General features: G+C 56.9%; 15 protein-coding genes. 5 read left to right on the top strand and 10 right to left on the bottom strand.

Translation table 11 applies throughout. From position 1 onward, the window contains the following. Nucleotides 1-466 precede the first annotated feature (466 nt). Genes ACHZBS_RS16335 through ACHZBS_RS16345 form a run of 3 tightly spaced genes read right to left on the bottom strand, consistent with a single transcriptional unit; the run spans nt 467 to nt 2,173 of the window. Entirely contained in the window at nt 467-667 is a 201-nt protein-coding gene (locus ACHZBS_RS16335) for a YwbE family protein (protein WP_319407586.1), read from the bottom strand. A gap of 26 nt (nt 668-693) precedes the next feature. Further along, on the bottom strand, nt 694-1,776 hold the full coding sequence (rho, locus tag ACHZBS_RS16340; protein WP_319407587.1) for a transcription termination factor Rho: 1,083 nt from the start codon (nt 1,774-1,776) through the stop codon (nt 694-696). A 16-nt stretch (nt 1,777-1,792) separates the two neighbouring features. Then, nucleotides 1,793-2,173 (bottom strand): VOC family protein, encoded by a 381-nt coding sequence (locus ACHZBS_RS16345; protein WP_319407588.1) that lies wholly within the window; start codon nt 2,171-2,173, stop codon nt 1,793-1,795. Nucleotides 2,174-2,596: 423 nt separating this feature from the next. On the opposite strand from ACHZBS_RS16345, the gene ACHZBS_RS16350 reads away from it, so the two are divergent. Beyond that, nucleotides 2,597-3,181 (top strand): DUF309 domain-containing protein, encoded by a 585-nt coding sequence (locus tag ACHZBS_RS16350; protein WP_319407589.1) that lies wholly within the window; start codon nt 2,597-2,599, stop codon nt 3,179-3,181. An 11-nt stretch (nt 3,182-3,192) separates the two neighbouring features. Here the strand turns inward: ACHZBS_RS16350 and ACHZBS_RS16355 are convergent, their stop codons facing one another. Together ACHZBS_RS16355 and ACHZBS_RS16360 are read right to left on the bottom strand one after the other, a co-directional pair. Continuing rightward, nucleotides 3,193-3,699, bottom strand: a complete 507-nt coding sequence (locus tag ACHZBS_RS16355; RefSeq protein ID WP_319407590.1) for an HNH endonuclease — start codon at nt 3,697-3,699, stop codon at nt 3,193-3,195. Nucleotides 3,700-3,716: 17 nt separating this feature from the next. Further along, nucleotides 3,717-4,370, bottom strand: a complete 654-nt coding sequence (locus ACHZBS_RS16360; RefSeq protein WP_319407591.1) for a hypothetical protein — start codon at nt 4,368-4,370, stop codon at nt 3,717-3,719. A gap of 199 nt (nt 4,371-4,569) precedes the next feature. On the opposite strand from ACHZBS_RS16360, the gene ACHZBS_RS16365 reads away from it, so the two are divergent. Beyond that, nucleotides 4,570-5,949, top strand: a complete 1,380-nt coding sequence (locus ACHZBS_RS16365) for an FAD-binding oxidoreductase (protein ID WP_319407592.1) — start codon at nt 4,570-4,572, stop codon at nt 5,947-5,949. Nucleotides 5,950-6,112: 163 nt separating this feature from the next. On the opposite strand, the gene ACHZBS_RS16370 is transcribed toward ACHZBS_RS16365, so the two are convergent. From ACHZBS_RS16370 to ACHZBS_RS16390, 5 genes are read right to left on the bottom strand one after another with little or no spacing between them, the layout of a single operon-like run. Continuing rightward, nucleotides 6,113-8,266, bottom strand: coding sequence for an ATP-binding protein (locus ACHZBS_RS16370; protein WP_319407593.1), 2,154 nt, complete (start codon nt 8,264-8,266; stop codon nt 6,113-6,115). Next, nucleotides 8,263-9,108 carry a transporter substrate-binding domain-containing protein gene (locus ACHZBS_RS16375; RefSeq protein ID WP_319407594.1) on the bottom strand — a complete coding sequence of 282 codons (846 nt, stop codon included), beginning with the start codon at nt 9,106-9,108 and terminating at the stop codon, nt 8,263-8,265. Before ACHZBS_RS16375 ends, ACHZBS_RS16370 begins: the two co-directional genes overlap by 4 nt. Then, nucleotides 9,105-9,284 carry a hypothetical protein gene (locus ACHZBS_RS16380; RefSeq protein ID WP_319407595.1) on the bottom strand — a complete coding sequence of 60 codons (180 nt, stop codon included), beginning with the start codon at nt 9,282-9,284 and terminating at the stop codon, nt 9,105-9,107. Before ACHZBS_RS16380 ends, ACHZBS_RS16375 begins: the two co-directional genes overlap by 4 nt. 15 nt (nt 9,285-9,299) lie before the next feature. Beyond that, nucleotides 9,300-10,301 carry a homocysteine S-methyltransferase family protein gene (locus ACHZBS_RS16385; RefSeq protein ID WP_319407596.1) on the bottom strand — a complete coding sequence of 334 codons (1,002 nt, stop codon included), beginning with the start codon at nt 10,299-10,301 and terminating at the stop codon, nt 9,300-9,302. A 13-nt stretch (nt 10,302-10,314) separates the two neighbouring features. Beyond that, nucleotides 10,315-10,782: a pyridoxamine 5'-phosphate oxidase family protein gene (locus ACHZBS_RS16390; protein WP_319407597.1), complete on the bottom strand. Its 468-nt coding sequence runs from the start codon at nt 10,780-10,782 to the stop codon at nt 10,315-10,317. A 266-nt stretch (nt 10,783-11,048) separates the two neighbouring features. Between ACHZBS_RS16390 and ACHZBS_RS16395 the strand changes: the two genes are divergently transcribed. From ACHZBS_RS16395 to ACHZBS_RS16405, 3 genes are read left to right on the top strand one after another with little or no spacing between them, the layout of a single operon-like run. Beyond that, nucleotides 11,049-11,171, top strand: a complete 123-nt coding sequence (locus tag ACHZBS_RS16395) for a hypothetical protein (RefSeq protein ID WP_319407598.1) — start codon at nt 11,049-11,051, stop codon at nt 11,169-11,171. Next, a complete protein-coding gene (locus tag ACHZBS_RS16400) occupies nt 11,168-12,166 on the top strand; it encodes an ABC transporter ATP-binding protein (RefSeq protein ID WP_319407599.1) in 999 nt (332 codons plus the stop codon). Before ACHZBS_RS16395 ends, ACHZBS_RS16400 begins: the two co-directional genes overlap by 4 nt. Before the next feature lie 60 nt (nt 12,167-12,226). Continuing rightward, the gene (locus ACHZBS_RS16405; RefSeq protein ID WP_319407600.1) at nt 12,227-13,189 is read left to right on the top strand and encodes a dipeptide ABC transporter ATP-binding protein; all 963 of its coding nucleotides are present in this window, start codon (nt 12,227-12,229) and stop codon (nt 13,187-13,189) included. Nucleotides 13,190-13,217: the final 28 nt, after the last annotated feature.

A 13,217-nucleotide genomic window follows, 5' to 3' on the forward strand; every position in this document is an offset into this window, starting at 1 on the left:
TGTTTGGATAACGCTCCCGATAAAATACCAAACCCCGCCGTTGCCCGGCGGGGTGCGATCGAGATAATAAGTGCGGAATCGGGGAATGCAACCACAGGAAACCGGTTTATTTAAAATTTAACAGATTTCTAATGCCGGCTAATCCTTACCCGGGCGCAAATCTCGATTGCATGACCCCATTCGACGGTGTATCATTGATCCATTTTCAGCCATAAATTGGAATAAATGTGTTTTTCCCCTTTAGCGTAATAATGGAGGTGTGCCATGTCGAAATCACGAGACACGAAGAAAGATGCCAAGAAAAAGCCTGCCCAGACTCCCAAGGAAAAGAAAAAAAGCAAGCAGGAAAAGAAGCAGCCCCACAGCACTTTTGAACCCGGATAGCAGTTACCGTTGTCTGCCTGCGGGTGAGGATATGAGCCAGCCGACTATGGGCAGCACCCCTGCGAAACAGGGTCAGAAGCCTTTAGGGTTGTGGCAGGACCGTTTTGACCCGTCCCACCTGCCCGTCGGTCAGCCGTACCTTGATGCCGTGCGGATGATGGGGTGAACGGGTGAGTATCGCTTCGACCGTGCCGCCGGTGAGCCGGCCGCTGCGTTGGTCCGCCTTCAGAACAATATGGACCGCGATGCCGGGATGGATGTTTTTACGGTACTGGCCGTCCATTTGCCTAAACCTTTTTCCGCGCCAAATTAATTGCGACTATGACGGTCCAGGTATTCCAGCAGGTCCGTCATGGCTTCGGTGGTATCTTTCTGCGACAGGGTTCGACGGATCTCCACGATTTTCTTGAGTTCATCCTTGTCCAGCAGCAGTTCCTCTTTCCGGGTGCCGCTCAGGCGGATGTCGATGGCCGGAAAGATGCGGTGTTCGGCGCAGTCTCGACTGAGCACCAGGTCCATATTTCCCGTTCCCTTGAACTCCTGGTAGATGATGTCGTCCATCCGACTGCCGGTTTCCACCAGGATGGTGGCGATGATCGTCAGCGAACCGCCGCCTTCGATATTTCTGGCGGCGCCGAAGATCTTGCGCGGCATCGCCATGGCGTTGGCGCCGAGCCCGCCTGAGAGCGTCCGGCCATAGCTTTCCGTTTCGGCGTTGAAGGCTCGGGCCATGCGGGTCAATGAATCGATGAAGACCACCGTGTCCCGTCCGGTTTCCGCGCATCGCATGGCGGTGTGCACCGCCAGACGGGTCATACGCATGTGCTGGCCGATGCTCTGGTCCACGGAAGAGTAGAGCACATGGGCGTCTTTCAGTCCGCGCTTGAAGTCGGTGACCTCTTCCGGACGTTCATTGACCAGCAGAATGAATACGTCCATTTCCGGGTCATTGGCGGTTACCGAGTTGGCCATATGGCGCAATAGCGTGGTTTTCCCCGATTTGGGGGGAGAGATGATCAGACCTCGCTGCCCCCGGCCTATGGGGACGATGAGGTCGAGGGCCTGGCCGGTGAGGTCCTTTGGTCCCTGGGTCATTCGCAGCCGCTGGTCGGGGTTGATGCTGGTCATGGTGTGCATGGTTTCGGTCTGCGCATACCGTTCCACGGGCAGGCCATTGACCCGTTCCACTGCCGCCAGCTTCAGGTTCTGGTTGCCGGGGTTGCCGGGCTCCCCCCGGCCCTCGATGAAGGTCCCCTCCCGCAGGCCGAATCTGCTGATTATGAACGCCGGGACAAAGGTGTCTGCAGGTCCGGCCTGGTAATTATTACCGATGTCTCGGAGAAAACCGAATCCTTTATCCAGTATCTCAAGGTGTCCGCTTACCGGTTCCACTGATTGACCCCCTGGTTTATTCCTGTTCATGAACTTTTCTGAATGGCATGATCTCGATCCAGTACCCGTCGGGATCTGAAATGAAGTATAGCCCCATCCCTTCGTTTTCGAAGCAGATGCAGCCCATCTGGCTGTGCAGGGTGTGGGCGCCGTCGTAATCATCCACATGAAAGGCCAGGTGCATTTCGTTGTCTCCCAGGTTATAGGGCGCTGTTCGGTCCTTAAGCCAGGTGAGTTCCAACTGGTGCTGGCTGTGTCCGTCACCCAGATAGACCAGGATGAAGTCGGGATTGTCCCAACGGCGGTTTTCAACCAGATTGAGGGCCTTTTTGTAGAAGGCGAGGCTCCGGTCGAGGTCCAGGACATTGATGTTGTTGTGGGCAAAGGTGAATTTCATTGACGCAACAATCCTTTCTTAATCATTGGAACGCACTTCAGGTGCGAATTCGTCGAGTTGTCCAGGCCGGAATAAGATGGCATTGAACCGCGATAATCAGCGCGTCCACCGCTGCTTGCGGCGGGAAGTCTTCAAAATTAATATCCTTGCGATAGTTGTCAAACCGGCGGGATTTTCGCTACATTGGTGCTGACGATGGTCTGATGTTGAAAATGCCGACTGAATAACCCCCATAATAGAACAGTTGAACGGCGATGACAACCTTAATCAGCGGCCGGCCATCGATTGATTTCTCGGGAAAAAGCGGTTCTGGCAGGGGCAGGGGAGGCCAATCCGCCTCCTCTGCGGTCCAAGCCGTGGTGCCAGTCAGCCAGATAGCCCCATTCCGACAACCGCCGCAAATACCACATACAGGAGTCCGACATGATTGAAATCGAACGCTTCGACCCTTTTAACAACCGGCTGTGCCGCAATGTCCGCAATGCACTGTCGGAAAATTTCAAGAAGGTGTTGGAACAAAAAGAGATGCAACCGGTACGGCGCGCTGCCGGATTTTTTCTTAATGACCCCCTGCCGGGTTGCGTCAGGACTTATATCGACCAGCGCCTGGCCGCATACGAACAGGTGCTGGCGGATGTCCGAAACCGTCAGCTTGACGATCCGCTGGATGTCGCCGTGGCTATCTGGGACCGGGGCCTTTTTTTTGAAACCCACGAGTATCTGGAACCGTATTGGATGACAGCCGACGGGGACGATAAAAAACTGCTCCAGGCCATCATCCGGGCAGCCGGTGCCTATGTACATCTGGAACAGGGGAACCTTACCGGGGCAAAACGAATTGCCGCCAAGGCGATGGCCGTTCTGGAGGTTTATCAGGACCGGTTGTCCCCCTACCTCGACCCCCGACTGCTGCTGGCAACACTCAAATCCCTGGACCCCATGCCACCGACGTTTGCCGGAACTGCCGGTCCGCGAAATCGGCCGATACGGTCAATCGATGATAGGTGATCTAATCGTCATTACGCCAATCCCAGTTCAACCAGCAGTCCGTAGACTCCGGAATGGCGAAGGCGGATCCGGATAAACTCGGCGATGGTGGGCTGCCAGGGGCGATGACGCAGTGCCATTCCGGCTTCCCGGGGCAAAAGGGCGCCTTTTTTATGGTTGCAGGCCCGGCAGCAGGCCACGCAATTGTCAAAGTCGGTTTTTCCTCCCCGCGACCGTGGAATCACGTGATCCATGGTTATGGGCTTGATCCGGGAACCGCAATAGGCGCATGCAAACCGGTCCCGGGCGAGGACATTTCGGCGCGAAAAAGGAACACGGCCCCGGTAAACGCTTCTCACCACCTTGACCAGTACGGCCACCGCCGGTGCCCGGAACGTGCGGCCCACCCCCTGAATCACCCGGTCCGAAAACTTTAGGATCCTGACCTTTTCGGCAAACATCAGGCCCATGGCCTTTTTCCAGTCCACCAGGCCGAGAAAAGTATAATCCCCGTTGAGCAGAATGCAATTCCCGTTCATGGCGTCAATCCCTATTGCTAATACACCCATCCCATGATGCCCATGCCGAAGATATTGGCAGAAATAGCGATCACGTAAAGGGTTGAAACGGTGATAAATTTGGCCCGGATGGTTTTCATGCCGATGACCAGCAGGGCGGCCACGTAAAAATGAAAATAGCCGATCAGGAAAATCAGCCAGACGCCCTTGAAGGAACGGGACCAGAAGGAATACTCCCAAACCAGGTGGCCGCCCATGTTGAGCAGTACTTCCACGAATACGCAGAAGACTGAATATCCGATGGCCCAGAACCACCAGTTGGAGATGCCCAGGATCTTTTCGTGCCGGTCCTCGGAGATGGTGTTGGCGTAAATGATTCCCGAGATGGCGAACATGAACATGATTTCGATGTTCCAGCCGACCATGGTCCGCAGGGCCGTTTCGCCGGGGGCGGTCCAGAACGCCGAACGCTGGGTGAATACCAGGACCCAACCGTTCCAGGTCTCATTGATGAAGTCCATGCCGAAGACGGTCAGACCGGCGAACACCACATTCCAGTTGCCGGTGGCCCGGGCTTTTTTCATTTCCAGGGTATAGATGTAAAAGGTGTAGGCCAGCAGCGGGATCACATACCATTTGAGCATGGACAGGTCGCGCAGACCTTCCAGTGCCTGCCGGGAAGCCGGGGTCATGACATCCTCCTCAATCAGGTTGTCGCTTTGGAAACGGGAAAGGCCGAATCGGATCAGGAATGACCGAGTAAATCGGTTTTACGCACCGTTGTCAATACGCAATCATTGTCGATTGACAACGACCATGGAAGTTTTTACTGTAGCTCGTCACCGCATTTTCGCAGCCGGTGCTTAACCGATCAGACCGTGGAGAAGAATGATGCAACAGTTTACGCAGACCCAGATGGACGCCCTTTCCGATTTTGTGGCCCCGGATCGTTTTTCCACCGGCCAGTCCAACCGCGAACTTCACGTCAGGGATATCTCCCCGCACCGGGGCAAGCTGCCCGCCGGCATCATATGGCCCGTGACTACCGATGAAGTTTCCGATATCCTATCATATTCTTATGCCCAGGGTATTCCCGTCACCCCCTGGGGAGCCGGCACCAGCACCGAAGGCAACCCGCTGCCGGTGCAAGGCGGCCTGGTGATGGATATGACCCGCATGAACCGGATCATCGCCATCCGGCCCCAGGACCTCCAGGCCGATGTCCAGCCCGGGGTATTCCGTAAAACCCTCAACCAGCACGCCGGCCGGTCGGGGCTCTTCTTTCCGCCGGACCCCGGCGCCGACGCCACCATCGGCGGCATGATCGCCAACAACGCCTCGGGCGTTCAGACCATCAGATACGGCGCGACCAGGGATTACGTGATGCGCCTGGTGGTGGTGCTGCCCGACGGGCGGGTGATCCACACCGGCGGAAAGGCCCATAAATCTTCATCGGGCTACGATCTTACCCGGCTTTTCGTGGGCTCCGAGGGAACCCTGGGAGTGGTGACCGAGGCAACCTTGAAACTGGCCGGCATTCCCGTCGTCCACCTGGCGGCGACGGCCACCTTTGACTCCCTGGAGGCGGCTTCGAAAACCGTGGCGGTTCTTATGGGGTCGGGGCTGGCCCCTGCGGCGCTGGAACTGCTTACCCCGGAACTCATCGCGCTGATGAACCGGGAGAAGGACCTGGGCCTTGACGAAAAGCCCTCTCTGTTCTGCGAGTTTCACGGCATCAGCGAGGCCGCGTTGAGCGAAACCGCGTCTCTGGCCGAAGCGCTGTGTCGGGACGGTGGCGCCCTTGACTTTAAAACCGGCGTCAAGGAGCGGGAGCGAAAGGAGCTGTGGCGGGCCCGCCACGAGGCCTGGGAGACCATTCACCGTGCCTATCCCGGGCGGGAGACCCTGATCGTTGACGCGGCGGTACCTATCTCCAGCTATCCGCAAATGGTCGTATTTTCCCAGCAGCAACTGGATGAGAGAAATGCCGTGGGATTCGTTTTCGGCCATGCCGGGGATGGCAACCTGCATGTGGTGATGGTGGGTGACCCGGCCGATGATGGGGAATGGGCATCCCTGGAGGCGATCAACGACGCCATCGTCCACCGGGCGGTCGAGGTGGGCGGCACCTGCACCGGAGAGCACGGTATCGGTATCGGCAAACGCAAATTCATGCGGTTGGAACACGGTGAAGGCTATGTATTGATGAAGCAGATCAAGGACCTGATGGATCCCAAGGGGTTGATGAATCCGGGCAAGATGTTTTTATGAAACCATTGCGTTGGTTTCCAACGTCGAACATTAAACATCGAACGCTGCACGTCCAATGATGAGATCGCTTGGATTGATCGATGCATGGAACGATCACATTCCTTATTCAAGCTTCAATGTTGGACGTTCGATGTTCGGTGTTCATGGGGTGTGGACGGTTGTTTCACCTGCTGTGGGCGCCGGCCAAGGCGTTTTTTACGGCCTTTCCCAGAGTGTCGATCATATAGGGTTTTTTCAGGTATTCACCGGCACCGAGGCGCTGGGCGGTTTTTACCTTGTCGGTTTCCGCATAGCCGCTGGCGATGATGGCCCGCTGTTTCGGGTGGAGCCCGATGATCTCGCACCAGGTGTCAAGGCCATCCATGCCCGGGTCCATGATCATGTCCAGGATTACCAGATCCACCGTGTGATCTTTCAGGTACGCAATCGCCGCTTCACCGCTATCCACCGTGTGGACCTCGTAGTTCAGCCGCTGGAGCAGGTGGGAGGCGATTTTTCGCTGGGATTCCATGTCATCCACCACCAGAACCGTTTCGCCGCTGCCCCTGATCGCCGCCAGGTTGATCCGCGGGTCTTTTTCTTCCACGGCATCCCGTGAGAGCGGGAAGTACAGGTCGAAAACGGTGCCTTGACCCTGGATACTGTGCACATCGATGTATCCGTCGTGATCCTGAACGGTTCCCCAGACTACGGCGAGCCCGAGACCGGTGCCGCTTCGCCCCATTTTTTTCTTGGTGTAGAAGGGTTCGAAAATGTGGTTCAGATCCGTTTCGCTGATCCCTTCCCCCTCGTCCTTTACCCTTAGCCGGACATACTCGCCTGCTTTAACCGTATCGTAGCCCCGGATGGCCTGGTCCATATAAACGCTTTCCGTCGTAACAATGATCTCGCCGCCGTTGGGTTGGGCTTCCGCGGCATTGGATACCAGGTTCATGATGGTTTTGTTCAGATGCACCGAAGAACCCTTGATATTGGGAAGATCGGCTTCCAGCGTTACAGAGAACCGGATATCCGGGTAATAGGTGAGCAGTTTTTGATGCTCGGCAGAGCGCAGCTGATCCTCGATGAGGCTGTTGAGGTTCAGGACTTCGCTGGTACTGACGCCACGGCGGGCCAGGGTCAACAGATCCTGAACGATGGTGGCTGCTTTTTGCCCCGATTCCTTGATGGTCTCGATGGGCGCGCGCATGGCGTCGTCCACGGGCAGATCCATCAGAAGAAGATCCGGATAGCTGACGATACCGGACAGCACGTTGTTCAGGTCGTGGGCCACGCCTCCGGCCAGCAGGCCCAGCGATTCCATTTTTTTTGAGCGCTCCAGCTGACGATGTAAAGCGGCCTTTTCCGCTTCCGCCCGTCGGCGCTCGGTGATGTCCCGGGTGACACCCAGAATACCGGCCGGCCGGCCGTCTTCACCCAGCAGGAAGGAGGCCGTTACCTCACACACGACCGTTGTTCCGTCTTTGCGGTACAATTCCAACTCCATGGTGGTAGAGCGGCCAAAGTCGCCTGCCCGTTCACCCATGGTCAACTGTTCGGCGAATATTCGACTGGCCTTTTTAAACGATGCCGGCGTAATGCTTTTTTCGAGGGTCATTGTTTCCAGATCAGCCGGTTCCCATCCTTGCGCCTTGATGGCTGCCGGACTGATATAGGTGTATTTCAGATCCAGATCCATGGTCCAGATGATGTCGTGTATATTTTCCGACAGCAGGCGGTGCTTCTGCTCGCTGGTGCGAAGGGCCGCTTCGGCGTGAGCCCGCTCTTCGATTTCCTGCTTCAGTTCCAGGTTTGACGCCATCAGTTCGGCGGTCCGAACCTTGACGCGTTCTTCGAGCCGGGTATTGGATTTGAGCAGGTGCAGGTAGAGCTGTATAATTACAAAGACCATTACCAGTGCAAAAAATACATAGGCATGCATATAGATGGTATCGGGGATCCAGATGGCTTCCATCCGGCCGATGATGCTGCCCTGATGGTACACCTGGGCTTTAAGCTGTACCCGTGGCATCAGATGTACGGCCATCAGCAGCCTGTCAAGGCCTGTGGCCGGCTCCCGATGAATTTCCTGAAAGGGGTCACCGTTGTGATGGGTGACCGTCAACGACTCGTAATGGTCTGAAAAGGCGGCCAGCTTCAAATATTCCTGGACTCCCTGCTGGTTGTAGTTCCACATGGCGTCTTCGATGATGCGGGCGTGGGTGTCGATGCGCGACTGGGCCGTGGTCATGGCCCGCTTTTCGTAGACCATGATGAACGTGCAAAAGGCGATGGTCAGCAATACGCCGGTGATCAGGGAAACCGATTTATGCATCATCTGGTCGTGCTCCTGTCGTCTGGTTCGTTGACGCCGTAGTATTGAATGACCCGGTTCAGACGGTCGATGGTTGAATCTTCAACCTGTCGGCTGAAAAGAATATATCGGCGGTTGCCTTCGGGCATATCCGTGAAGGTGATCTTTTTAAAATCTGACGCCGGAAGGCCGGCCTCGGCAAGCAGATTATCAGCCTCTTCCTGGGCGATAAAAAGATAATCGACACGCCGGGTGTGGATCATTTTGAGCATGCTTACGTTGTCTGCGAAAGTAACCGTCTGGTTAGGGTGGAGCCGGTCAATCAGCCTGTCGATGAACCCCCCGTAAGCGTATCCGTCTTTCCTGAGCAGCCGCAAACGGCGATTGACCAGGGTGTCGGCAAGGGGCAGGCCCGACTGGATCAGGTCCTGATCGGCCCTGGCCAGGGCAATGGTCGGCCGATCCTGGTAAATGGGCCGGCTGAATTTGGCGAAGGTTTCCCGTTCGGGGGTCTTGAACCATCCTGCGGCCCCTTCGCGGCCGCTATTCTTTTTGATGATATCCAGTTGCCGTTTGGCCGGGGTTTTCTTCCAGGCCAAAGGAATTCCCGCCTGTTCGAAAATAAAAGTGATGCGATCGCCGATGATGCCGCCAACGCCTTTCCCCTGGCTGAAATAATAAGGATGTCTTTCGTGGTAGTGGACGATGATTCGGCCACGATTATAAGCATCTCTGTCCGTTTCCCGAACCACGGGGTCTGAACGGGACGGTGCGGTCGGGTAGATGGCGGTTCGGGTATAAAGCGCCACGGCGATGGCCACCAGACATACCGCGAAGACAAGCAGGGTCGTTTTATCGGGTTTCATGCGTGATCCCTGATGGCAGGGGAATAGGCGTCCCGTTGGTTGGGGGACGTGTCGAGGGGGGGCGAAAGATACGCATCCGGCGGCGAGGCGAACGGTTTGTCCAAACGGAGCGCATGCCAATAGGTTTCCGCACTGGCAAAGACCGGATAACAGAAAATGGCGGTCGTGGACATCATTTTTCAATATCCTTTTTAATGGATATCGGCAGAATCGGTTCTGTCTTTAGTTGCCTCGAAGCGATGCGGCCGGGCGGCCGACATCCGTTTTGCGATGGCTTCGATATGCCGGTGGTTCGTGCCGCAGCACCCGCCCAGGACTTTTAGCCCGAATTGCGTGTGAAGGGTTGCCATTTTGTCGGCAAAGGGTTCCGGTTCGGCGGTGTCCAAGTCATCCGATCCGTCCAGTTCCTCCGGGTTTTTGGCGGACGTGTTGGCCTGGATGCCCCACAGGCGGTTTCTCAACAGACCTTTTTCCGTTAACGCTGCCCCGAGTCCAGTGACCACCGTGTCCGGGTGGACGCAGTTGACCATGTAAAAGGCCGGCCGGGGATCGACCTGATCGTCGATCTGTTCGATGGCCAGTGCCAGGGGCGTCCCGTCCAGGATAGACCCGTCGCGCTGGACGATAAAACTGATAATGTAGGGAACCGGCAGCGAAGCCAGCACACGGGCCAGGCCAATCGCTTCGGGAAGCGCCGGCAGGGTGGCCGCCATGATATAGTCCACGCCGGCTATGGCCAGACTCCTGGCTTGGGGCCGATGAAAGGCTTCGGCCGAAGGCGTGTCCAAGGCCTCCTGCGGCTGGTACGCGTCTCCCCGGCAGGCCATGAGTCCGCCAACCATTACCGGTGAGGTCCGGCTGTCACATGCATGGCAGACATCTCGCATAAACCGCACCGCATCATGGTTGACCGTGCTTACATCCCCCAGTGCCGCCTGCTTGACCCTTTGGGGATTGGCCCGCCAGGTGGGTGCGGCCACCAGGATGGGCAGCCGGTGAACGGCGGCGATGCGGATGTACTGAGAATATATTTGTGCCATCGCCGCCCGCCCCGCGGTGCTGTATATCAGACCGGTGTTCAGCAGGTAGGGATCCAGCTGCAGAGATGTTTCCCGCCGAATCCGTTCAATGACGGCACCCTCGGTAAGGATGACCGGATAGCGGTCAAGCTGTGCCAGCAGGGAAGCGGTCATGGCTGTCGGCGCTTTACTTTCTGGCTTTGCCGGCAAGGGATTCGATGGCGACCCGCACCACGGTTGTTTTGTCCATCAGCTTATCGATATAGGCATCCCCGGCAGCGATGTGGTCCGGGGCATATTTGGCCACCAGGGCACGGAGTGCATTTTTTTTCAACACGTGGTCTTCGATGACATCGGCATTTCCCGATACCACCACGCTTTCGTAGCGGGTCGAGAATTTTTCGGGGATCAACTCGGTCTTTCCCACCACACAGAACGATACACCATTGTTGGCGGTGATATTTTCCAGTTTCTGGCCTTCGGTGGCGCAGTGGAAAAAAATACTTTCTTCCATCAGCACGTAATTCACCGGTATGCCGTAAGGCCGGTTGTTTTTGTCCGAGGTGCTCAAAATGCCGTACTCACCGCGTTTCAGCAGCGCCATGGCGGCGGCATCGTCAAGACGTCGGTCTTGCCGTCTCAATGGTTTCGTCATGAATCATTTCCTTCCCAAGGCTTGGGCAGATGTGGATGTTAACGGATTGGTTTTTTATCTTCGGATATCTTTTTTTTGAGGGAATTGCAAACCAAACCGGTCAATTAACAAAACACCTGGCTATCGGGGTTGAAAAAAATGTTTAACCGATGCCGGTTGTGGTGTACACTTTAAATTGGTGAAGATGCGTATCGCATCTTTATCGGAACCGGCCATGGCATTTAAAAATGCGTTTTGGCGCCCCCCACTGGAAAAAATATCCACGTATGCGAAAATTTTCCGAAACCCTGTCCGGCATCATTGCGTCGAGTGGCCTGAACCTGAATCAGATCGGCACGGTCTCGGGTATTTCAAAGGCCTACCTGACCAAAATTGAAACACGGGCATGAAACCATCGGTTCCAGAAAAAATTCTCCAGGTAGACGGCCTGAAGACCTATTTTTTCACCTTTGACGGTGTGGCCCGGGCGGTCGACGATGTTTCCTTCAACCTGGACCGGGGAGAGGTGCTGGGGATCGTCGGTGAATCGGGCTGCGGCAAGAGCGTCATGGCGCAGAGCATCATGCGCCTGATCCCCGAACCACCGGGCAAAATCGTCGGCGGGAAGATTCTTTTCGATGGGGTGGACATCGCCACCTTGTCCATGGACAGCGTGCGGGGCATCCGCGGCAACCGCATCGCCATGATCTTCCAGGAACCCATGACTTCCCTGAACCCCGTATTCACTATCGGCAACCAGATCGCCGAAATGTTCATCCAGCACGAGGGGGTTTCGCGTCAGGCGGCATGGGACCGGGGTGTGGAGATGCTGAAACGAGTTCAGATCCCGGCTCCGGAACGTCGGGCTCAGGCCTATCCCCACCAGCTTTCCGGCGGCATGCGCCAGCGGGTCATGATTGCCATGGCCCTGGCGTGCAACCCGGAGATCTTGATTGCCGACGAGCCCACCACCGCTCTGGATGTGACCGTGCAGGCGCAGATTCTGGACCTCATGCTGACCCTGCGCCAGGACTATGACACGGCCATCATGATCATCACCCATGATTTGGGAGTCATCAGCGAGATCGCCAGCCGGGTGGTGGTGATGTACGCCGGAAAAGTGGTCGAGGCGGCGCGCACCGGGGATATCTTCAAGAATCCCAAGCATCCTTATACCCGCGGTCTGTTGCAATCCATCCCCAAACTGGGTGAACGCGCGCGGCACGGCCGCCGCAGGCTGCGTGAAATCGCCGGGATGGTACCGAGCCTGTACAGCCTGCCGGAGGGCTGTCTCTTTTATCCACGCTGCCCCGACCGGATGGAGAAATGCGGCGAGCACCTACCCGAGATCCTCGACACGGGGGGAGACCATGCCGTACGGTGCTGGCTGCACGTATCAAGCTGAAGATGAAAGCCGAAGGTTGAAAGTGAAGAATTTTTTCGTCATTGTGAATGAAAAAAGAAAATGAACCCCCTTCTGACCGTCGAAGACCTGAAAGTCCACTTCCCTATCACCAAGGGCCTGATCAGCCGGACGGTAGGCCATGTCTATGCCGTGGACGGGGTATCCTTTGCCCTGGCCAAGGGTGAAACCCTCGGCCTGGTGGGCGAGAGCGGCTGCGGCAAGACCACCACCGGCCTGGCCGTCCTGCGGCTGATCGAGCCCACAGGAGGACGGATCACCTTCGCCGGCCGCGATGTGACCGCAATGGATCATGAGCACCTTCGCCTGCTCAAGCGCGACATCCAGTTTATCTTCCAGGACCCTTATTCCTCCCTCGACCCGCGCATGACGGTCAACCAGATCATCGCCGAGCCCATGACCATCCACCGCATGAATGCGCCGGCCGAGCGGCGCGAACGGGTGGCTTTTCTGCTGGAAAAGGTCGGCCTGTCACCCGAGCAGGGCCGGCGCCATCCCCACGAGTTCAGCGGTGGCCAGCGCCAGCGCATCGGCATCGCCCGTGCTCTGGCGCTCAATCCCGACCTGGTGATCGGCGATGAACCGGTTTCGGCCCTGGATGTCTCCATTCAAGCCCAGATCATCAACCTGCTGATCGAACTGCAGGCCGAATTCGGTCTCTCCTACATCATCATCGCCCATGACCTGGCAGTGGTGGAGCACCTGTGCGACCGCATTGCAGTGATGTACCTGGGAAAAATCGTGGAAACGGCTGCGTATGGGGATATTTACAGCCGCCCCAGGCACCCCTACACCCAGGCATTGCTTTCGGCAGTGCCGGTGGCCGATCCGGATATCCGGAGGCAACGCATCCTGCTCAGCGGCGACGTGCCCAGTCCGATTCAGCCGCCGCCGGGATGCGCCTTCCACCCCCGCTGCCGTCACCGCATGGCGCATTGCAGCCGAGAAACGCCGCCGCTGAAAGAGGTGGCCGGTGGTCATGCGACCGCCTGTTTTCTGTATTGACCCCCGGTGGCGCAACCACCGGTAAATG

It is taken from the genome of uncultured Desulfosarcina sp. (assembly GCF_963664155.2).
GTDB lineage: Bacteria > Desulfobacterota > Desulfobacteria > Desulfobacterales > Desulfosarcinaceae > Desulfosarcina.